Raw genomic sequence first — 20,487 nt, 5'->3', positions numbered from 1 at the left:
GGCCCCACATGGAGGGTCCAGAGATCACTTCCGCCGAGGCCGTCATCGACAACGGCTCGTTCGGCACCCGCACCGTCCGGTTCGAGACCGGGCGCCTGGCCAAGCAGGCCGGAGGCTCCGTCACCGCCTACCTGGATGACGAGACCATGCTGCTGTCCACCACCACGGCCAGCAAGCACCCGAAGGACCACTTCGACTTCTTCCCGCTGACCGTCGACGTCGAGGAGCGGATGTACGCCGCGGGCAAGATCCCCGGCAGCTTCTTCCGCCGCGAGGGTCGCCCCTCGACCGACGCGATCCTGACCTGCCGGCTGATCGACCGCCCGCTGCGTCCGAGCTTCGTCTCGGGTCTGCGCAACGAGGTCCAGGTCGTCATCACCGTGCTGTCCCTCGACCCCGACCACCAGTACGACGTGCTGGCGATCAACGCCGCCTCGCTGTCCACCCAGATCTCGGGCCTGCCGTTCAGCGGCCCGATCGGTGGCGTGCGGGTCTCCCTGATCGACGGGCAGTGGGTCGCGTTCCCCAACTTCAGCGACATCGCCCGCTCCACCTTCGACATGGTGGTGGCCGGCCGGATCGTCGGGCAGACCGAGGACGGCCAGGACGACGTCGCCATCATGATGGTCGAGGCCGAGGCCACCGAGTCCACCTGGGACCTGGTGAACCTGGAGAGCAAGCAGGCTCCCACCGAGGAGATCGTCGCCGACGGTCTGGAGGCCGCCAAGGGCTTCATCGCCACGCTGTGCAAGGCGCAGTCCGAGCTGGCCACCGCCGCCGCCAAGGAGGTGCAGGAGTTCCCGCGCTTCCTGGACTACCAGGACGACGCCCTCGCCGCCGTCGAGGCCGAGGTCACCGGTGACCTGGAGGCTGCCCTCCAGATCGCCGGCAAGGCCGAGCGTGAGGACCGCATCGGCGAGATCAAGACCGCGATGAAGGAGAAGCTCCTCGGCCTGCACTGGGACGCCGCCGGAGACTCCGACGTCTCCGCGGACGCGCCGTTCGCCGGTCGCGACAAGGAGCTCGACGCGGCCTACCGGGCCGTCCAGAAGCGCCTGATCCGCCAGCGCATCCTCAAGGAGAAGGTGCGCATCGACGGCCGCGGCCTGGCCGACATCCGGGCCCTGTCCGCCGAGGTCGAGGTCATCCCGCGGGCCCACGGGTCGGCGATCTTCGAGCGCGGCGAGACCCAGATCATGGGGGTCACCACGCTGAACATGCTGCGCATGGAGCAGCAGCTGGACACCCTGTCGCCGGTGACCCGCAAGCGCTACATGCACAACTACAACTTCCCGCCCTACAGCACCGGTGAGACCGGCCGCGTCGGCTCGCCCAAGCGCCGCGAGATCGGTCACGGTGCGCTCGCCGAGCGTGCCCTGATGCCGGTGCTGCCGACCCGCGAGGACTTCCCCTACGCGATCCGGCAGGTCTCCGAGGCGCTCGGCTCGAACGGGTCGACCTCGATGGGGTCGGTCTGTGCGTCCACCATGTCGCTGCTGAACGCCGGTGTGCCGCTGCGCGCGCCGGTCGCCGGCATCGCGATGGGCCTGGTCTCCGACACGATCGAGCAGGCCGACGGCACCACCGAGACGGCGTACGCCGCGCTCACCGACATCCTGGGAGCCGAGGACGCCTTCGGCGACATGGACTTCAAGGTTGCCGGGACCCGCGAGTTCGTCACCGCGATCCAGCTGGACACCAAGCTCGACGGCATCCCCGCCTCCGTGCTCGGTGGTGCGCTGACCCAGGCCCGCGAGGCCCGGCTGCACATCCTGGACGTGATGAACGAGGCGATCGACAGCCCCGACGAGATGAGCCCGTACGCCCCGCGCGTCATCAGCGTCCGCGTCCCGGTCGACAAGATCGGTGAGGTCATCGGCCCGAAGGGCAAGATGATCAACCAGATCCAGGAGGACACCGGCGCCGACATCTCGATCGAGGACGACGGCACCGTCTACATCGGTGCGACCGACGGGCCCTCTGCCGAGGCGGCCCGCGCCGCGATCAACGCGATCGCCAACCCGCAGATGCCGGAGGTCGGCGAGCGGTTCCTGGGCACGGTGGTGAAGACGACGACCTTCGGGGCGTTCATCTCGCTGCTGCCGGGCAAGGACGGCCTGCTGCACATCTCCGAGATCCGCAAGCTCGTCGGCGGCAAGCGCATCGACGCCGTCGAGGACGTGCTGGGCGTGGGCCAGAAGGTCCAGGTCGAGCTCAAGGAGATCGACCCGCGCGGCAAGCTCTCGCTGGCCGCGGTGGTCGAGGAGACCCCCGCTCCGGACGCCCCCGCCCAGGAGGCCCCGGCCGCCGAGGCTCCCGCCGCTCCGGCCCCCGAGGGTGCGCAGACACCCGAGGCCGCGGACGTCTCCGGTGAGGACACCTCCGAGGACGACACGCAGGACACCGGTGCCGAGGGTGGCGAGGGCGGCAGCGGCCGGCCACGTCGCAACCGGCGCCGTCGCGGCAGCCGCGGGCGCGGCAACGGCGGCGACTCCGGTGAGAACGGTGGCGCCGACTCCGCCCCCGCCGGCGACGACGCCTGATCGGACTGCCGAGCAGCACCCCTGAACGACGACAAGTGGCCGGGCCCCGTGTGGGGCCCGGCCACTTGTCGTGTGTGCGGGACTGGTGAGGGCGGCTCAGGCCGCCCGGGTCGGCCGCGCGTCGCTGCCGGTGTCGTGCTGGGGCCCCGGGACGTGCCAGCGCATCTCCATGCGGACCCGGCCGTCCTGGCCCGTCACGGGGACCCAGGACAGGACCGGGCGAGCCTGGGTGCGCGCGGGTACCGTTCGCATCCGTGCCATGATGTCCACCTCCTGTTAACCTTCTATTCACCTAAGATACCCCACGCAGTTACCCAAGGCCAACGGATTGCCCTGCGATGGCGTGTCGCGGGGTCATTCGGCGCAGGCGGCGTTCACCCGGCGTTCACCTGACGTATGCCGTGTGTCCCCGTTGGGGGCATCAGCGGGCGTCAGCGGTCGCGGGAGACCGCGCGCCCAGCGGCGGAGGACAGCTCCCCGACGACCTGCTCGAGCGGGCCGCGCCGGCCCAGGGCGGCGAAGGCCGCCCCGATGAGGAGGGCCCCTGCCACGTGGGCGCCCAGGTTGTGGGCCAGGGGCCAGCCCTCCGGTGCCGCGACCACGAGGACATGCACGGAATACAGGGTCAGCGTCATGGTCCCCGCCCCGGCAGCCAGCCGCCAGGCGCCGGCCGCGCCCGGGCCCGTCGCGTGCACCACCACCAGGCACAGTCCGATCACCGCGGCGCTGCTGCCCACGGTGTGGACCAGGTCGATGACCGAGCCGCTGTGCGGGGACCACACGCCGAGCCACCACCAGGAGCCGGTCGGGGTGGTGCCGTAGAGGCCGGACCGGAGCACCTGCTGCAGGTCGGCCCAGCCGGTCACCACCTCCCACCGGTCGTAGCTGTCGACCAGTGCGGTCCGCGCACCCTCCCCGCGGGTCAGCAGACGCGCCACCCCCAGGGCCAGCACGGCCGTCCAGACGCCGCCGAGGAGCAGGTAGCGCCCCCACGCGGGGTTGCGCAGGTCCAGGCGCCCGATGGCCATCCCCGCGAAGAGATAGGTGGCCCAGGTGAGCACGGGGTAGTAGCCGGTGACGGTGAGCTCGGTGAAGAGCTGCCATGGGTCGGCCAGCGACAGCGGGTTGGGCACCTCGTAGCTGTTCGGTGGCAGGTGGGGGCGCAGCACCATGCTGGCCACGGGGGAGGCCACGGCCCAGGCTGTGGCCAGGGCCGCCAGCGGCCCCGCACGCCACCGGATCACCGGCAGGGCGCAGAGGAACAGGACGCCGTAGTAGGTCAGGATGACCGCCAGCCCCGAGTCGGCGATGCCCAGGAGCAAGCCGATCACGGCGATGAGCAGCGCCCGCACGGTCAGTTGCACCCGTGGGCCGAGCGCCCGCGGGGACTCCAGCGCCCGACGCGTCACCAGGGCGATCGAGAGCCCGGCGAGCACGGCGAACAGTGCGGCCGAGCGCCCCGAGACCACCTGGTGCCAGCCCGTCACGCTGCCGTCCGGGTGATAAGTGTCGACCAGGTGGGCGGTGACCATCCCCAGGAGGGCGACGGTGCGGGCGAGGTCGACGGCGACGATGCGCCCGGTCGAGGTCATCTCAGCCCCCCAGCGCCCGGACCAGGGCGGCGGTGGCCGCCGCGAGGAAGACCACCACCAGGAAGTTGGCGCGCAGCAGCAGGGCCACGACCGCGACGGCCACCCCGGCCGCCCGGGCGTCCAGCACCAGGGTGCCCGACCCGGTGAGGAAGGCCTGGGTGACCACGAGGGAGGACAGCAGGGCGACGGGCAGCAGCGGGGTCACCCGGGCCACCCAGGGGATCTCCAGCAGGTGGTGCGGCACCAGGTAGCCGGCCAGTTTGAGCAGGTAGGCGATCAGACAGGCGGAGAGCACCGCGATCCACATCGTCATGCCCCCACCCCCCGGGGTGCCCGGGTCCCACGCGTGGGCCGGGCGGGCAGGCCCACCACCAGCGCGGCGCCGGCCGCCACGAGGATCGGCACCCCCGGCGGTGTGAACGGGGCGACCACCACGGTGAGCAGGATGGCGAGCGCGGCGACGGCGAGCGGGTCGCGGCCCCGGAGTCGGGGCCACAGCAGGCCGACGAAGGCGGCGGCCGCGGCCGCGTCCAGGCCCCAGGCTTTCGGGTCGCCCATGACGGAGCCGAGGAGGGCGCCGGCCAGGGTGGTGAGGTTCCACAGCACGAAGATGGCCAGCCCGGTCACCCAGAATCCGAGGCGCTGGTCCCGCGGGTCGGTCTCGGTCACCGCCACGGCGGCCGACTCGTCGATGGTCAGGTGTGCGACCACGGGCCGGCGCCAGCCGCGGAGGTCCAGGATTCGCACCATCTGCAGGCTGTACAACCCGTTGCGGATGCCCAGCAGGCTGGACGTGGCGACGGCGGTGACCGGACTGCCGCCAGCGGCGATCACGCCGAAGAAGGCGAACTGCGACCCGCCGCTGAAGAGCAGCAGCGAAGTGATCATGGTCTGCCAGATCGTCAACCCGGCGGCCACGCCGAGCGCGCCGCACGAGATGCCGTACAGGCCCGAGGCCACGCCGACCGCCAGTCCCTTGCGCACCACCGGCCGGGACCGGAGTGCCCGAGCCGCCTGCCTCACAGGGCCGCCTGCACCCGGATCTCCCGGAGGGTCTGCCCCTCGGGCCCGACCACCCGTTCCCGCCAGGCCCCGTCGGGGTGCAGGCCCGCGGTGTCCAGGAAGGCGCGGGTGGCCTCGTCCGTGGCGGGGAGCCAGCTGAGCAGTGCCGTCCGGTCGTTGGCGCGCAGGGTGTCCCCGACGGCGTTGAGCAGCCGGGACCCGTGGCCGTGCCGCCGGGCGTCCGGGTGGACCGCGATCACCGTCAGCTCGCCGGCCCCCTCCGGGGCACCCGGCTCCTCGTCCTCGACCGGGCCGATCGCCGCGAAACCCACCACCTGGTCGCCGGCGCAGGCCACCAGCAAGCGGTGCACCGGGGTCGGCGGGGCCTCCAGTGACCGGCGCCAGACCGAGGCGAAGGCGGGCCCCTCGAACTGGTCGAGCGCCTCCTGCGGCAACAGGTCCGCATACGCCTCCTGCCACACGGTGGCCTGCACCAGGCCGACGGCGGGGGCGTCGGTGGGCCGGCCGGTGCGCACGCTCGCGTCCGCGGACGGGCCGGGGGCATGGGTATGCGGATGGGTCACCGGCTCAGTCTCGCACCCGAGCACTGATGTGACACTCTTGACGTCGAACGACGGCCTAGATGTAACAAACTGGCCCTGGATGGGGCATACTGGGGGACATGTACGGCAACGACTTCGGCGACCCCCACGACGGTCCCCTCAACGCGGCGGAGACCGAGGACTACGCGTCCGCGGTGCAGGAATACTTCGACGGGCTGATCGGCGCGGACAAGCGGATCGAGCCACGGGACGCGATGCCCGAGGGCTACCGCAAGACGCTGATCCGCCAGATCGCCCAGCACGCGCACTCCGAGATCATCGGGATGCAGCCGGAGGGCAACTGGATCTCCCGCGCGCCGAGCCTGCGCCGCAAGGCGATCCTGATGGCCAAGGTGCAGGACGAGGCGGGGCACGGGCTGTACCTCTACTCCGCCGCAGAGACCCTCGGGATGGACCGTGAGGAGATGCTCGACCTGCTGCACGCGGGCAAGCAGAAGTACTCCTCGATCTTCAACTACCCGACGCTGACCTGGGCCGACGCCGGGGCGATCGGCTGGCTGGTCGACGGTGCCGCGATCATGAACCAGGTGCCGCTGTGCCGCTGCTCCTACGGCCCGTACGCCCGCGCCATGATCCGGGTCTGCAAGGAGGAGAGCTTCCACCAGCGGCAGGGCTTTGAGATCCTGTGGGTGCTCGCGCGCGGCACCGAGGAGCAGCGGGCGATGGCCCAGGACGCGGCCAACCGGTGGTGGTGGCCGGCGCTGATGATGTTCGGCCCGCCGGACTCCGGTGAGCAGGCCAAGGGCGGGCACACCGCCCAGAACATGGCCTGGGGGATCAAGCGGTTCACCAACGATGACCTGCGTCAGAAGTTTGTCGACATGACCGTGCCGCAGGCCCAGAAGCTCGGCCTGACGCTGCCCGACCCGGACCTGAAGTACAACGAGGAGACGGGCCACTGGGACTTCGGCCCGATCGACTGGGACGAGTTCTGGCGGGTCCTCGGCGGCGACGGGCCGTGCAATGCCGAGCGCATCGCCCACCGCAAGGGCGCCCACGACGAGGGGGCCTGGGTGCGGGAGGCGGCCGTGGCGTATGCCGACAAGCAGGCCGAGCGTGCCGGCGCCGTCGCGGGGGCGGTCGCGTGAGCGAGCAGACGCCGACCGGCTCGGGGAACTGGCCGCTGTATGAGGTGTTCGTGCGGGCCAAGCGTGGCCTGTCGCACGTGCACGCCGGGTCGCTGCACGCGCCCGACGCGCAGATGGCACTGCGCAACGCCCGCGACCTCTACACCCGGCGCCAGGAAGGTGTCTCGATCTGGGTGATCGCCTCCGACGACATCACCGCCTCGAGCCCCGACGAGCGGGACAGCTTCTTCGACCCCGCCGCCGACAAGGTCTACCGGCACCCGACCTTCTACGACGTGCCCGAGGACGTGGAGTACCTGTGACCGCGACCACCGTCACGACGTCCACCGGCACCCCGCTGTCCGCGCACGTCGCCTACCTACTCGGGCTGGCCGACGACGCCCTCGTCTACGCCCAGCGGCTGGGGGAGTGGCTCACCCGCGCCCCCCAGATCGAGGAGGACATGGCCCTGGGCAACGTCGGGTTGGACCTGCTCGGGCAGGCCAGGGCGCTGCTCACCCATGCCGGAGAGCTGGAGGGTGCCGGGCGCGACGAGGACGACCTCGCCTACCTGCGGGACGAGCGGGAGTTCCGCAACGTCCACCTGGTCGAGCAGGAGCGCGGTGACTTCGGCCAGGAGATGGCCCGGATGCTGTGGTTCGCCAGCTACCAGTTCGAGCTCTACTCGGCGCTGCTGGCGCTGCCCACGTCGGATGAGACGCTGCGCGGCGTCGCCGAGAAGGCCATCAAGGAGGTCGCCTACCACCGCGACCACGCCGGAGTCTGGGTGTTGCGCCTGGGTGATGGCACGCAGGAGAGTCACGCCCGGATGCAGGCGGCTCTGGAGGCCGTGCTGCCCCACCTGGCCGAGCTGTTCGATGACGACGAGGCGAGTGTCTGGGCCGCGGGGGCCGGCGTGGGGGTGCTGCCCTCGTCGCTGCACGACGCGGCGCTCGCCCACGTGCGCAGCGTGGTCGAGGAGGCCACCCTGACCCTGCCCGAGGAGTCGCGCTGGCGCTCCCGGGGAGGCCGCGAGGGCATCCACTCCCGGCCGATGGGCTACCTGCTCGCCGAGATGCAGCACATCCACCGCAGCCACCCCGGGGCGAGCTGGTGAGCGTCATGGTCACCACACTCGCGTCCTACCCGGCGTCGGGCCGCGCGGCTGAGGTCGAGCGGGCCGTCCGCGCGGTCATGGACCCGGAGATTCCGGTCATCACCATCGACGACCTGGGCATCGTGCGCGGCGTCGCGGTGGTGGAGGACCCGACGGGCGAGGCTGCGGCCCTGGTGCGGGTGACCATCACCCCGACTTACAGCGGGTGTCCGGCGATGGCGGCGATCGGCCAGGCCATCGAGCGTGTCGTCCGGTCCCACGGGATGCGCTCGGAGATCGAGACGGTGCTGTCCCCGGCCTGGACCACGGACTGGATGAGTGAGTCCGGCCGCGAGTCGCTGCGCCGCTTCGGCATCGCCCCGCCGACGGGCGAGCGCGCTGTCGGTCCCGTCACGGTCGGGCTGTCGGTGCGCCGCGTCGACTGTCCAACGTGCGGCTCCTCCGACACCGAGGAGCTCTCCCGCTTCGGCTCCACGGCCTGCAAGGCGCTGCGGCGCTGCCGGGCCTGCCGCGAGCCGTTCGAAGAGTTCAAGTCCCTCTGAGCGTCCAGAAAGGCCTCCCGTGAGCGTGACCCTGTCCCGCCCGGCCCGGCGCCGGGCGACCTTCCACGACCTGACCGTCCGCCGTGTCGAGCGGCTCACCGACCAGGCGGTCGCGGTGACCTTCGCGGTGCCCGAGGACCTGGCCGAGGAGTTCGCGTTCGCGCCGGGCCAGCACCTGACGCTGCGGGCGACGATCGGCGGGGAGGACGTGCGGCGCTCCTACTCGATCAGTCTGTCCCGCGCCCAGGCCGGCGCGGGGGAGTTGCGGGTGGCCAGCGCCCGGGTCGCCGGCGGCGTCATGTCGAACTGGCTCAACGACGAGGTGGCGGCCGGCGACACCATCTCGGTGATGAGCCCCCTGGGCGGCTTTACCTGCCCGACGCAGCCGGACGCGGCCCGGCACCACGTGGCGATCGCCGCCGGCTCCGGGATCACCCCGGTGATCTCGCTGCTGCGCACCGCGCTGGAGGAGGAGCCGGCGTCCCGGGCCACCCTGATCTTCGGCAACCGGCGGACCGACTCGATCATGTTCCTCGAGGAGCTGATGGATCTGAAGAACCGGTTCCCGGGCCGGTTCACCCTGATCAACGTGCTGTCCCGGGAGGTGCAGGACGTCGAGCTGTTCACCGGGCGGATCGACCGCGAGAAGCTCGAGCAGTTCGTGGCCACCTTCGTCCCGGTGGACCAGGTCGACGAGTGGTACCTCTGCGGGCCCTTCGGGATGGTGGAGTCCGCTCGGGAGCTGCTGGACGAGCTGTCCGTGGACGACCACCACGTCCACCACGAGATCTTCCACGTCGACGACGCCGGTGCCGCATCCCCGCCGCAGGCGGTCGAGGTGGACCTGGAAGCCGACCCCGAGGCCGTCGTCACGATCACCCTCGACGGGCGCACCACCAGGGTGCCGATGCCGACCAAGGCCGAGACGATCCTCAACGCCACGCTGCGCGAGCGTCCCGACGCGCCGTTCAGCTGCACCGGCGGCGTCTGCGGCACCTGCCGCGCCCGGGTCGTCGAGGGGGAGGTCACGATGGACCGCAACTACGCGCTCGAGCCGGAAGAGGTGGATGCCGGCATCGTCCTCGCCTGCCAGTCCCACCCGGTCACCGACGCGGTCACCCTCGACTACGACGCCTGAGGCGCGGCGCGAAGGCCACCGCCGGGCCGGGCCCACGCCGGCCCGACCCTAGGGGTAGGTCGCGCTGACGTCGGCGGTGCCGATGACGGTCTGGCCGTCCCCGTCGTAGACCGGGATGGGATGGGGTCGGGGCCCGGCCTCTCCCGTCCCGGCCACCGCCTCCCAGGTGAGCTGCTCGTAGTCGATCCACCCGGGCTCGCCGTCGATGGTCTCGCCCGGGATCAGGTCGGGGATCGAGGAGTGGCTGGGCACCCCGAGGGTGCGGCCGTCGGACAGGGGTGCCGGGTCCAGCTCGAGCCGGTCGGTGTAGATCGCGTAGAGGCGCCAGTGCGTGTCGGCGTCCATCACGGTCAGCGGCAGACCCTCGCCGGGCACCAGGACCGGCTTGTCCTGCTGGGCGTCGATCGGGTCGGACCACGAGGTCAGGGGGAAGGAGCCCCGGTCGACCAGGACGGGGGCGGGGGTGTCGGCCTCCATCCAACCGATCGGGGTGCCACAGGACGTCGTGTCGTAGCAGGCCAGCTCGAAGTGGACGTAGAGCGCGCCCTCGGGAGCCTCCGGGAGCACGACGTTGCCCGGTCCCGTCCCGTTCAGGATGATCGGTGCGGACAGCGGTGGGGTGGCGATCTGATCGGCCGGCAGCAGCCCGGCGATGCTCGCGGCGGTGCCGGCACCGAGGGCGATGCCGATCCCGGCGATCACGCCCCGGTAGCGCCAGCCGTGTCGACGACCTCTCGCTGGGCCCGGTCGCTCGGCGACGATGGAGCCGATCATCTGGTCGACCACGGGCGCCGGATAGGGCGCCGGATCCGGAGCGGGGTCGGCAGCCGTGATGCGGTCTCGGAGTGTGCTGGTCATCGGGATCCTCCGTGGGTGGTGGCAACGGCTGCGCGGGGTTCGCGGCGCACGACCGACTGTTGGCGCGGCTCCCGCAGCGACAGGAGGCGCTCCATCCGGGCCCGCGCGCGGTGCAACCTCACGCGGGCTGCGGTGTGACTGATCCCGAGCGCGGTGGCGATCTCTGCCGGCTCGAGCCGTTCCCAGGCCCACAGCCGCAGGATCTCGGTGTCCCGCTCGGACAACTGGGCCATGGCCCTGCGCACCGGGTCCTCGGCGCTCACCCGTGCGTCGACCGCGTCGGTGTCGTCCGGCGTCATGACCTCGGCCTGCGCCGCCGCCCGACGGTGGTGGTACTCACGGCGGCGGGCGCTCCGCAGGGCATGGAGGGTCTCGCGGGCGGCGATGGCGTACAACCAGGGCAAGGGGTGTTCGGGCGCCTCGTCCTGTTTGCGCCAGGCGATGGCGAAGACTTCCGAGACGATGTCGTCGGCGTCCTCGGGTGCGCGACGCAGCGCATAGGCCCGGATTGAGGCGTGGTGTCGGCGGAAGAGGGCCTCGAGCCACTCCTCGCGGGAGTCGCGGCGCTGGTCCCGATCGTTGCGGCTCATACCCCCCCTACTCCCGTTCGGCCTGGCAGCGTTACCGCTGCCCGGGTGCACCCGGGTCGCCGGAGGGGACCCGCCAGTACTCCACCCAGCTGAACCCCTCCTGTGGCTCCCGGGACACCTCGCGCCAGGCGGCGTGGTCGAGGTCCGGGAAGGCGACCGAGCCCTCCGGCTCCTGGGCGACCTCGGTGATCACCAGGCGGTCGGCATACCCGATGGTCTGCTCGTAGACCTGGCCGCCGCCGGCGATGAATACCTCACCGTCCCCGGCCATGAGCAGCGCCTCCGGCAGCGACGCGGCCACCTCGGCCCCCCAGGCGGACCACTCCCGGTCCCGGGTGAGGACGATCGTGCGCCGGCCCGGCAGGGCCCGGCCGATCGAGTCCCAGGTGCCCCGGCCCATCACCAGGGTGCCCCCCAGCGTCGTCCTCTTGAAGAAGGCGAGGTCCTCGGGCAGGTGCCACGGCATCCGCGCTCCGTCGCCGATGACCCGGTTGCGGCCGACAGCGGCGACCAGGGTCAGGGTCTGCCCGAAGCCGCGGGTGAGGACAGCCGGTGCGGCACCGTCACGAAGGTGTTCCAAGGCCTGACGTTCGTGGGGGACCACGTTGTTGGGGAGCGCGGCCAGCGGCCACCAGCGCAGCCCGGCCGACTTCTCCGGCTCGGCCACGCGCGGCTCGCCAGCCCAGTCGGTCACCTCGAGGAAGACATCGAGCCGCTCCTCCATCGGGTCCTCGAGCGCGCAGGTGCGGTGCAGAGTCGCACACAGGCGCAGCGCCCGTGGGGCGACCGTGATGTCCAGCTCCTCGGCGGCCTCCCGCACCGCCGCGCTCGGCAGGGACTCACCGCGCTCGACGTGTCCGGCGGCGCCACACCCCCACCAGCCGTCCATGTATGCCGTGCCGCGCCGCAGCTGTAGGAGCACCTCTGTGCCCTGGTCGCCGGAGCGGGTGAGCGCCAGATAGGCGGCCGGGACCACCCGGAAACGGTCCCGGCTCACGTGCGCCCTCTCATACGGCGATCGGGGCCTTGATGCTGGGGGCCGCCACGTAGTCGCGCACCTCGACATCCTCCAGCTCGAAGGCGTCGATGGCGGTGATCTCGGGGTTCAGCCACAGCGTCGACAGCGGCCCGGGCTGCCTGGTCAGCTGCTCGGCCGCCTGGTCCAGGTGGTTGAGGTAGAGGTGGGCGTCGCCCATCGTGTGCACGAAGTCGCCCACGGCCAGGCCGGTGACCTGGGCGACCATGTGGGTCAGGAGGGCGTAGGAGGCGATGTTGAACGGCACGCCCAGGAAGATGTCGGCGCTGCGCTGGTAAAGCTGGCAGGACAACCGGGCAGGTCCGTCGTCGCTGGCGGGGGCCACGTAGAACTGGAACATCGTGTGGCAGGGCGGCAGGGCCATCTGGTCGACCTCGGCGACGTTCCACGCCGAGACGAGGTGACGCCGCGAGTCCGGGTTGGTGCGCAGCCCCTCGATCACCCTGGCGATCTGGTCGATCGTCTGACCGTCCGGGGTGGGCCAGGAGCGCCACTGGTGGCCATAGACGGGGCCGAGGTCACCGTGCTCGTCGGCCCACTCATCCCAGATGCTGATGCCGCGCTCCTGGAGCCAGCGCACGTTGGTGTCGCCGCGGAGGAACCAGAGCAGTTCCCCGACGATCGAGCGCAGGTGCAGCTTCTTGGTGGTCAGGGCGGGGAACCCGGCGGTGAGGTCGAAGCGCATCTGGTGGCCGAACACCGACAGCGTCCCGGTGCCGGTGCGGTCGTCCTTGCGCACGCCGTCGGAACGGACCCGGTCGAGCAGGTCGAGGTACTGCTGCATCCGCCCACTCTATGCGGGAGCCCGACCGGGTTGAGCACGGGTTGCAACGTGCGGGGCGCCGTGTCGCGTCTTGACCACTGTGCCCGTCCGCGGGCCGACCGAGGAGGGAACCCGATGAAGCCGTTCCGAGCCACCGCGATCCTGGCAGCCGCCGCGCTCGCCACCACACTCTCTGGGTGTGGGGACGACGAGGAGCCCACCGTGCAGGAGTCCCCGGCAGCCACGCAGCAGCCACCGGCCGACGACGCCCGGGAGACCAGCGAGGCGCCGGGTGGGACCGAGCAGCCGGACGAGACGGACGCACCTGACACCACGGACGAGGAGGGGGCGGCGGACCTGCCGACGGACCCCGCCGAGTACGGCGACGTGTTCGTCCAGGCCTGGGTGGACCAGGACCAGACACTGCTCGAGCAGATGGCCGGCCCGGACGTGCTGCAGGCGATGACCATGTGGCCCGGTCAGGGCTGGTCCCAGGTCGAGGTGCGACAGGAGGAGCACGGCGCGGTCATCGTCGACTACACCGACGAGCAGAACATGGAGCTCACGATCTGGGTGCACAAGCCGACCATCCAGGCCGGCGAACCCCACGGGGTCACCTCGGCCACGGTCAGCGAGGGGGACTACCCGATCCCGAGCAGCGTCGAGGACTACGCCTCGGCCTTCGTCAGTGCCGCCGGGACGGGTGACCAGGAGTTCCTGGAGCGTCTCGGGACGGACGAGGCGGTGGCCTCGGCGGAGAACTGGAGTGGCTTCGCCTTCGGGGGCCCGGAAGTGTCCGACGGGGACGACGAGACCACCGCGCGGGTCACCTTCCCGGGGGAGGACGGGGTCGACCTGGTGGTCACGGTCGACCGCGAGCTCGCAGAGTCCGCGTCCGAGGACGCGGTGCTCGAGGCGCTGCTGGACGGTGGGCTGCCGGAGATGAGCGTCGAGGACTATGCCGACTCGTTCGTGCTCGCTTTCGGCGAGGGCGATGCCGAGACGATGGGTTACTACGCCACCGACGAGGTCGTCGACGAGTTGCGCGACGCTGGCGGACCGGGCTGGTCCCGCACTGACACGCAGGAGGAGGGTAGCCAGGTGATCGTCACCTACGAAGATGCCGACGACGGCCGCACCCTCACCCTGACGGTGGATGCCGAGATGGTCGCCGCCCGGGAGTACCAGGCGATCATCGCCGCCGAGATCGCCGCGTAGCCCCTCAGGCCCGCACCACCATCACCGGGGAGGTCGCGGCGTGCACGACCCGGTGGCTGATCGAGCCGAGCAGCATGCCGGCGAAGCCGCCGCGGCCGCGGGTGCCCAGGACGACCAGGGAGGCGAAGCGGCCCTCGTCGGCCAGCGCCACGCCGGGGTCGCCCTCAAGCACCTTGGTCTCCAGGGTCAGCCCCGGGTGGGCCTGCGCGACGCGGTCGCGCACCTCGGCCAGCATCCGGTCGGCCATCCGGTGCTGCTCCTGGAACAGGTCCCGGGCCAGCACACCGTAGGTGGTCCACACCTCGGCCGAGGGTCGGGTGGCCACGGTCACCAGGCGCAGCGGGACACCGAGGTCTGCTGCCAGCGAGGCCGCCTCGTCGACCGCCCGGTCGGAGGAGGCCGATTGGTCCACGCCGACCATGATCGGCCGCTCCGGTCGGGGCGCCAACGCCTCGCCCCGCACGATGACGACCGGGCACTCGGCGTGGGCGGCCACGGCATACGCCACCGACCCCAGAAGTCCGGCGGCCAGGGTGCCCCGGCCGCGGCTGCCGGTCACGACCAGGTCGGCGTCCTTGGACAGCTCGATGAGGTACGCCGCGGGGCTGCTGATCACCGCATCGGTGGTGATTCGCCCCTCCGGCAACCGGTCGCGCACCCGGCTGGCCGCGTGGGCCACCGCCTCGTGTCCGTAGGCGAGGCTCTCCTCGCCGTAGTCCCGGGGGTAGGCGTGGATCGTCTGGGCGACGTAGGGGTCGGCGTAGCCGATGTGCAGGCCCACGTCCCGCCTCCGTGCCTCCGTGGCCGCCCAGTCCAGGGCGGCCACCGACTCCGGGGTCCCGTCGTATCCGACCACGACTCTCCGCGCGCTCATGATGTCTCCTCCTCGCGTCCGGGAGCGGCTCGGCGCTCCCTACACCATCCATCCTGGTGGCGTCCCGGCGGCGTGGACAGGGTCGAAGGTCCCGACCTGATTAGACCGATGGAACTACGAGGTGGTGCTGAGCGTGTGATGTGTATGGGCAGTCGTGCGGAGAGCGACTTCGAGGCCGTTTACCGCCGTCAGTACCGGTGCTGCTGCCGAATTGGTGTTGGTCTGCGGATCGCGTGCCGGCGTTGCCCCAGGTGACCTCGACTGGGTGCGTCAGCGCAGCTCACGCTTGCGGATGCGGCGACGCGCCGCCCGATTGTCGCCGGTTCGCACTCGCCGGGCTCGGCGTGGTGGGCTTCAACGCCCTTGTACAGCATGGGCCAGCGTGGCCAGCAGAGGAGTCGGGGGCCGACGACCCGGTAAACGCGCACGCGTGCCACGTTCTCCGCTGAAGAAGGGTCCACGCCCTGGTTCCCTGCTTCGCCGGCGAGCTTGCCGTCGACGCTGTTGGCTGCCTCTACCTTGAGAACGAAACCCCAGCCCTCGTCCACCGCTGTGGTTGGGCTGGGTGGGCGTGGCGTAGCGCGAGATTGCCCTGTTGAGCAGGGAGGATGTCGATGGCCGAAGTCCATCACTGCCACTACCTGACCGCCCAGCCACCCCAGGTGCGACCCGAGGACCTCAAAGTGGAGGAGCCGGTACCGGCCGACGGTCCCACCATGCCCTCCTCGGAACAACCCACCAGAACCACCAATCAGAAATCACCGTCGGGTGGAGCAGGGCCGAGATAACATTTGGGTAACATTTGCAGCAGTTGCGGGTTGGGCAGACGCCTAGCCTGGCAAGGTGCAACGTGCCAAGGGATCGAGAAGGTGCTGCGCGGGTGTGGTCGTCTTCTCTATGGCACCCAGAGTCATCTAGGGGAGGTAGTCATGTCCGTACGAAACCGTCACCGTCTAGCTCCGTCCCACCTCGCGGAGGGGGAAACGATGTTACGTTCTCAAGCACCCCTCTTCTCATTCATCGCCCCCCTGGCGCTTCTACTTCCACTCGCCGTACTCGCAATACCTGCCCCGGCGAATGCTGAAGATGAAGAATCCTTGCCCGGGCTCAAGGTGCTGCAAGAAGCGCCGATAGAGATCACCGTCGCCGGAGATGCTCTAGAAGGATACGAGGTTGGAGATGTAGTGCCTATCGAGAGGATCGAAGAGGCAGGATACGGCCGAGTGGGAGAGGATGGTGATCCGACGACGGCATGGGGGTCGTCGGCATTGCCCGATGACAGGTATGACATCATTGCAAGTTGGACGGATCCCGTAGGTGCCCTCGTTAATGAAAGAGCAGGCTACTACACGCCGCCAAACTCCGGATTTGGATGGCGCAAGGCGCATTACAAGCACGATCTTTCCACAGGCGCCATCAAAACAATCACGATGAAGTACTTCAGCAGGGCGCCCGACGGAGGCCAAGCCATTCGCTACCGAACGACGATGAAGCACATCCTGTGCCTCACAAGTGGTTGCTATGTCATGGACACCCTGACCGCGCGAGCGGTTGTCGACTTCAAGACTTGGGACGCACGCACTTTCGGTCTAGTCACTGCCTACTGCGAAGGGTATTCGGGCGCGTGTCCCTATTGGGTGAAGGACGCTCGGTGATCCACGACGCCTGGGTTTACGTCTCGGGAGACCAGATCTTCGACGTGTTTGGTCGTGATCTCTCCTTGGGAGGTGCGCTCAAAGGTGTCTCGGTAGGTGCGGACGAAACGGTGCACGATGTCAGCAACCCTCGCCCAACCTACCGACTCAAGGGACCCGTGCTGACCAGCGCCTTTGACATGCTCATTTGTGATGCCGGACCCTATGGAATCCTCCCCGTATCCGCGCAGAGTGCCCGAGAAGAACAAACTCGGTCTCTCGACATGGAAGTGATCTTTCGCCTGCTGTGGCCACACGAACAGGTTGCTGTCGCGACCTGGGTCCCTCAGTTGAATGTCCGCATCGACGCATTGGGAACCCTGGGACTCGATGGTTTGCGTCGAGTGGATAACCTGAACGGTGATGGGTGGTTGCAGATGAGCATCGAGGGCGATTAGTTTGGAACCGCCGGACCGGTTGCGAGAGCGTCGCTGAGAGTTGCTGAAGGGGAATCGTCGGCATGGTCTGGCTATTAGTCGTCGGAGGTCCTTCGCTCCGCCCGCGTCTTTCCATTTGGGTCGCTCCTCGTACTGGACCCTGATCCACCGGGGTGGTTGGACTGGGTGGGCGTGGCGTAGCGCAAGAGGGGCACCTCGTAAGTGAAACCTTCTCCCACGATCCGACCCATCTGAGATGACGCGAACGTGGTGTCGGCTGCTGGTAGCGTGTCCGCCCTTCGTCTGGCCGAGCCCGCTGGCCTGTACGACCTTCACTTGAAGGAGCGGGGGACGGTCGTGTCAACCGGTGACGAGTCCCTGCCCGGAGGCTGATGAACAGCGAGCCAGAGCGAGGTGGCTCGCAAGACCGACTTGCTCGGCGCTCTCTACACCATCCATCCTGGTGGCGTCCCGGCGGCGTGGACAGGGTCGAAGGTCCCGACCTGGATACCCTGTGGCCATGAGTCACCCGCACCCCGAACTGACCCTCCCCAAACCGCTGGCCAAGGGCGCCGTCCGTGTCGTCGCCCTCGGAGGCCTGGGCGAGGTCGGGCGCAACATGACCGTCATCGAGTACGGCCGCAAGATCCTGGTCGTGGACTGCGGGGTGCTCTTCCCCGAGGAGCACCACCCCGGGGTGGACCTGATCCTGCCCGACTTCGAGTACCTCCAGGACCGGCTGGACGACATCATGGCGATCGTGCTCACCCACGGGCACGAGGACCACATCGGGGCCGTGCCCTACCTGCTGAGGATGAAGCCGGACATCCCCCTGGTGGGCTCCCAGCTGACGCTGGCCCTCATCGAGGCCAAGCTCAAGGAGCACAAGATCACCCCGTTCACTCTCGGGGTCAAGGAGGGGGACCGGGAGTCCTTCGGCGCCTTCGACTGTGAGTTCGTCGCGGTCAACCACTCCATCCCGGACGCCTTGGCCGTGTTCATCCGCACGCCCGGCGGCACGCTGCTGCACACCGGCGACTTCAAGATGGACCAGTTGCCGCTGGACGGCCGGATCACCGACCTGCGGGCCTTTGCGCGCCTGGGGGAGGAGGGGGTTGACCTCTTCCTCACCGACTCCACCAACGCCGAGGTCCCCGGCTTCACCACCCCGGAGAAGAACATCTCCCCGGCCATCGAGCAGGTGTTCCACCAGGCCAGGCGCCGGATCATCGTGGCCTGCTTCTCCTCCCACGTGCACCGCGTCCAGCAGGTGCTGGACGCCGCGGCGGCCAACGGGCGCAAGGTTGCCATGGTGGGCAGGTCCATGCTGCGCAACATGGGGATCGCCTCCGACCTGGGCTACCTCGACGTGCCGGACGGCGTGCTGGTCGACCTGGGCCGGCTGGCCCAGCTCCCGGAGGACCAGCAGGTGCTGATCTGCACCGGCTCGCAGGGTGAGCCGATGGCCGCGCTGTCCCGGATGGCCAACCGGGACCACAAGATCGAGGTCGGCGTCGACGACACCGTGCTCATGGCCAGCTCGCTGATCCCGGGCAACGAGAACGCCGTGTACCGGGTGATCAACGGGCTGACCCGGCTCGGCGCCAAGGTCGTCCACAAGGGCAACGCCCTGGTCCACGTCTCGGGCCACGCGAGCGCCGGCGAGCTGCTCTACTGCTACAACATCGTGCGCCCGCGCAACGTCATGCCGGTGCACGGCGAGTGGCGACACCTGGTCGCCAACGGCGACCTCGCGGTCGCGACGGGGGTGCCCCGGGAGCGGGTGATCCTGGCCGAGGACGGGGTGGTCGTGGACCTCAAGGACGGCAAGGCCCGGATCGCCGGGGCCATCGACTGCGGTTACATCTACGTCGACGGGTCGTCGGTCGGGGGCACCACCGAGACGCTGCTCAAGGACCGGCGGATCCTGCGCGACGAGGGCTTCGTGACGATCATCGTGGTCCGCGACGCCAGCACCGGCAAGGTCGCGGCGGGCCCGGAGATCCAGACCCGCGGGTTCGCCGAGGACGCGGCCGTCTTCGAGCGGTTGCGTCCCCGCCTGGACGAGGCGCTCGAGCAGGCCCGGCAGAACGGCGTCTCCGACACCCACCAGTTGCAGCAGGTGATCCGCCGCACGGTCGGCTCCTTCGTCGGGGGCAAGTTGCGCCGCCGACCGATGATCATCCCGATCGTCATCGACGCCTGACCGGGCCCGGGGGTGGGGCGGCTGCTGCGGGGGCTCGGCTGGGCCTGGTGTGTCGCCGCGCTCATCGTGCTGGTGCTGCGCTGGGCGGACCTGACGGGACCGGTCCCCACGCTCCAGGCACTCGTTCCGCTGGCGGGGTGGTCACTGCTCCTGCTCGCGGTCCTCGCCGCAGCCGGCCGCGCCTGGCGACTCGGCGCGGCGGTGGCACTCCTGCTGGTCCCGTATGCCGTGCTGGCGGTCCCGTGGGTGAGGGGGTCGCCCCTGCCGTATGCCGACGGGGACCTCGTGGTGGTCTCGGCCAACCTGCTGCACGGTCACGCCGACCTGACCGAGGTCGAGGCGGCGGTCCGGGAGCACGAGGCGGATGCGCTCGTGCTGATCGAGGTGGACGCGGAGACCGCCACGTCCGTGGCCGAGGGTCCGCTCGGGCAGCGGTTGCCGCACTCCTCGGGTCGGGCCCGGACGGACGCCGGCGGCACCATGGTCCTCACGGCCGACCCCCACGAGCCTCTCGACGCCCCGGACGGGACGCTGTTCGACCAGGTCGCGGTGCGGGTCACCACGCCCGGGGTGGGGGAGTGGACCCTCCTCGGGGCGCACCCGTTCCCACCGGTGCCGACCGAGTCGGGCCGGTGGCGGGCGGACCTGGCGCGGTTGACGCAGTGGCGCGAGAGCCAGCCGCACGACATACCCCTGGTCATTGCCGGCGACCTCAACGCCTCCGCCAGCCACCCCGCCCTCCGGGAGTTGGCGGACGGCATGGTCGACGCCCACGAGCAGGTCGGCGCGGGGTGGGTGCGCACCTGGGCGCCTGTGGGGGCGTGGGTCCCGGACTTCGTCCACCTGGACCACGTCCTGTCCCGTGGCCTCACCGTGGTGGGCGCGGGCTCGGCGGACCTGTCGGGCAGCGACCACGACCTGGTTTGGGCCAGGCTGCGGCCCGGATAGCCCACGAGCAGGAAGGCACGGATCCGGGCCGTGCCGCGTGTGACACGTGATGCCAGCGTGATTTAGGCGTACCGTGCCAGCGTGGCCAAGACTGCGACGACTGCTGCCCGCTCCACCTCCGGTGGCCAGCGGAAGAGTGCGACGCGCCCGCAGGCGGGCCGGTCGACCGGTTCCGCGCGCAGCGGGCCCGGCAGCCGCAGCAGTTCCGGCCGGTCGAAGAGATCGAACAGCACGTCGCGCAGCAGGAGCACGCGTCCGGTCCGCAAGGACCGGGCGCCGTGGCCCTGGCGCGCGGCCCG

At 70.4% G+C, this 20,487-nt stretch carries 22 protein-coding genes; 11 read left to right on the top strand and 11 right to left on the bottom strand.

Translation table 11 applies throughout. The annotated features are described in order from the left end of the window. Nucleotides 1–8 precede the first annotated feature (8 nt). A complete protein-coding gene (locus AC1QRC_RS14775; protein WP_484204035.1) occupies nucleotides 9–2,543 on the top strand; it encodes a polyribonucleotide nucleotidyltransferase in 2,535 nt (844 codons plus the stop codon). Nucleotides 2,544–2,639: 96 nt separating this feature from the next. Here AC1QRC_RS14775 and AC1QRC_RS14770 read toward each other — a convergent pair whose 3' ends face one another. From AC1QRC_RS14770 to AC1QRC_RS14750, 5 genes are all read right to left on the bottom strand, one after another. Further along, entirely contained in the window at nucleotides 2,640–2,804 is a 165-nt protein-coding gene (locus AC1QRC_RS14770; protein ID WP_484204034.1) for a hypothetical protein, read from the bottom strand. A 170-nt stretch (nucleotides 2,805–2,974) separates the two neighbouring features. Then, entirely contained in the window at nucleotides 2,975–4,135 is a 1,161-nt protein-coding gene (locus AC1QRC_RS14765) for a heparan-alpha-glucosaminide N-acetyltransferase domain-containing protein (protein ID WP_484204033.1), read from the bottom strand. Nucleotide 4,136: 1 nt separating this feature from the next. Then, nucleotides 4,137–4,448 (bottom strand): AzlD domain-containing protein, encoded by a 312-nt coding sequence (locus AC1QRC_RS14760; RefSeq protein ID WP_484204032.1) that lies wholly within the window; start codon nucleotides 4,446–4,448, stop codon nucleotides 4,137–4,139. Continuing rightward, nucleotides 4,445–5,122: an AzlC family ABC transporter permease gene (locus tag AC1QRC_RS14755; protein ID WP_484204031.1), complete on the bottom strand. Its 678-nt coding sequence runs from the start codon at nucleotides 5,120–5,122 to the stop codon at nucleotides 4,445–4,447. The genes AC1QRC_RS14760 and AC1QRC_RS14755 overlap by 4 nt, the downstream gene beginning before the upstream one ends. Before the next feature lie 32 nt (nucleotides 5,123–5,154). Continuing rightward, on the bottom strand, nucleotides 5,155–5,721 hold the full coding sequence (locus AC1QRC_RS14750) for an N-acetyltransferase family protein (RefSeq protein ID WP_484204030.1): 567 nt from the start codon (nucleotides 5,719–5,721) through the stop codon (nucleotides 5,155–5,157). 98 nt (nucleotides 5,722–5,819) lie between these two features. On the opposite strand from AC1QRC_RS14750, the gene paaA reads away from it, so the two are divergent. The 5 genes from paaA to paaE are packed head-to-tail and all read left to right on the top strand — an operon-like array spanning nucleotide 5,820 to nucleotide 9,624. Then, a complete protein-coding gene (gene paaA, locus AC1QRC_RS14745; protein ID WP_484204029.1) occupies nucleotides 5,820–6,848 on the top strand; it encodes a 1,2-phenylacetyl-CoA epoxidase subunit PaaA in 1,029 nt (342 codons plus the stop codon). Next, nucleotides 6,845–7,150, top strand: coding sequence for a 1,2-phenylacetyl-CoA epoxidase subunit PaaB (gene paaB, locus AC1QRC_RS14740; protein ID WP_484204028.1), 306 nt, complete (start codon nucleotides 6,845–6,847; stop codon nucleotides 7,148–7,150). The genes paaA and paaB overlap by 4 nt, the downstream gene beginning before the upstream one ends. Further along, a complete protein-coding gene (paaC, locus tag AC1QRC_RS14735; protein ID WP_484204027.1) occupies nucleotides 7,147–7,944 on the top strand; it encodes a 1,2-phenylacetyl-CoA epoxidase subunit PaaC in 798 nt (265 codons plus the stop codon). Before paaB ends, paaC begins: the two co-directional genes overlap by 4 nt. Before the next feature lie 5 nt (nucleotides 7,945–7,949). After that, entirely contained in the window at nucleotides 7,950–8,486 is a 537-nt protein-coding gene (gene paaD / locus AC1QRC_RS14730) for a 1,2-phenylacetyl-CoA epoxidase subunit PaaD (protein ID WP_484204026.1), read from the top strand. A 19-nt stretch (nucleotides 8,487–8,505) separates the two neighbouring features. Continuing rightward, nucleotides 8,506–9,624: a 1,2-phenylacetyl-CoA epoxidase subunit PaaE gene (gene paaE, locus AC1QRC_RS14725; protein WP_484204025.1), complete on the top strand. Its 1,119-nt coding sequence runs from the start codon at nucleotides 8,506–8,508 to the stop codon at nucleotides 9,622–9,624. A 48-nt stretch (nucleotides 9,625–9,672) separates the two neighbouring features. Here paaE and AC1QRC_RS14720 read toward each other — a convergent pair whose 3' ends face one another. Genes AC1QRC_RS14720 through AC1QRC_RS14705 form a run of 4 tightly spaced genes read right to left on the bottom strand, consistent with a single transcriptional unit; the run spans nucleotide 9,673 to nucleotide 12,892 of the window. Next, a complete protein-coding gene (locus AC1QRC_RS14720; RefSeq protein ID WP_484204024.1) occupies nucleotides 9,673–10,482 on the bottom strand; it encodes a hypothetical protein in 810 nt (269 codons plus the stop codon). Beyond that, nucleotides 10,479–11,072 carry an RNA polymerase sigma factor gene (locus AC1QRC_RS14715; RefSeq protein ID WP_484204023.1) on the bottom strand — a complete coding sequence of 198 codons (594 nt, stop codon included), beginning with the start codon at nucleotides 11,070–11,072 and terminating at the stop codon, nucleotides 10,479–10,481. Before AC1QRC_RS14715 ends, AC1QRC_RS14720 begins: the two co-directional genes overlap by 4 nt. Before the next feature lie 31 nt (nucleotides 11,073–11,103). Then, nucleotides 11,104–12,069, bottom strand: a complete 966-nt coding sequence (locus AC1QRC_RS14710; RefSeq protein ID WP_484204022.1) for a dihydrofolate reductase — start codon at nucleotides 12,067–12,069, stop codon at nucleotides 11,104–11,106. A gap of 10 nt (nucleotides 12,070–12,079) precedes the next feature. Continuing rightward, nucleotides 12,080–12,892 carry a thymidylate synthase gene (locus AC1QRC_RS14705; protein WP_484204021.1) on the bottom strand — a complete coding sequence of 271 codons (813 nt, stop codon included), beginning with the start codon at nucleotides 12,890–12,892 and terminating at the stop codon, nucleotides 12,080–12,082. A 114-nt stretch (nucleotides 12,893–13,006) separates the two neighbouring features. Between AC1QRC_RS14705 and AC1QRC_RS14700 the strand changes: the two genes are divergently transcribed. Beyond that, nucleotides 13,007–14,089, top strand: a complete 1,083-nt coding sequence (locus AC1QRC_RS14700) for a hypothetical protein (RefSeq protein WP_484204020.1) — start codon at nucleotides 13,007–13,009, stop codon at nucleotides 14,087–14,089. A 4-nt stretch (nucleotides 14,090–14,093) separates the two neighbouring features. On the opposite strand, the gene AC1QRC_RS14695 is transcribed toward AC1QRC_RS14700, so the two are convergent. Further along, nucleotides 14,094–14,963 carry a universal stress protein gene (locus tag AC1QRC_RS14695; protein WP_484204019.1) on the bottom strand — a complete coding sequence of 290 codons (870 nt, stop codon included), beginning with the start codon at nucleotides 14,961–14,963 and terminating at the stop codon, nucleotides 14,094–14,096. A 1,097-nt stretch (nucleotides 14,964–16,060) separates the two neighbouring features. Between AC1QRC_RS14695 and AC1QRC_RS14690 the strand changes: the two genes are divergently transcribed. The 4 genes from AC1QRC_RS14690 (at nucleotide 16,061) to AC1QRC_RS14675 (ending at nucleotide 20,188) form a co-directional block, all read left to right on the top strand. Then, on the top strand, nucleotides 16,061–16,618 hold the full coding sequence (locus AC1QRC_RS14690) for a hypothetical protein (protein WP_484204018.1): 558 nt from the start codon (nucleotides 16,061–16,063) through the stop codon (nucleotides 16,616–16,618). Further along, a complete protein-coding gene (locus AC1QRC_RS14685) occupies nucleotides 16,615–17,055 on the top strand; it encodes a hypothetical protein (RefSeq protein WP_484204017.1) in 441 nt (146 codons plus the stop codon). Before AC1QRC_RS14690 ends, AC1QRC_RS14685 begins: the two co-directional genes overlap by 4 nt. A 499-nt stretch (nucleotides 17,056–17,554) precedes the next feature. Continuing rightward, a complete protein-coding gene (locus tag AC1QRC_RS14680; protein WP_484204016.1) occupies nucleotides 17,555–19,240 on the top strand; it encodes a ribonuclease J in 1,686 nt (561 codons plus the stop codon). Nucleotides 19,241–19,252: 12 nt separating this feature from the next. Then, on the top strand, nucleotides 19,253–20,188 hold the full coding sequence (locus AC1QRC_RS14675; RefSeq protein ID WP_484204015.1) for an endonuclease/exonuclease/phosphatase family protein: 936 nt from the start codon (nucleotides 19,253–19,255) through the stop codon (nucleotides 20,186–20,188). Nucleotides 20,189–20,250: 62 nt separating this feature from the next. Here AC1QRC_RS14675 and AC1QRC_RS14670 read toward each other — a convergent pair whose 3' ends face one another. Then, nucleotides 20,251–20,439 carry a hypothetical protein gene (locus AC1QRC_RS14670; protein ID WP_484204014.1) on the bottom strand — a complete coding sequence of 63 codons (189 nt, stop codon included), beginning with the start codon at nucleotides 20,437–20,439 and terminating at the stop codon, nucleotides 20,251–20,253. Between the last annotated feature and the right edge of the window lie 48 nt (nucleotides 20,440–20,487).

The organism is Ornithinicoccus sp. (assembly GCF_057176825.1).
The sequence above is the reverse complement of the archived record's forward strand: the minus strand, read 5'-3'. Positions and strand labels throughout refer to the sequence as shown.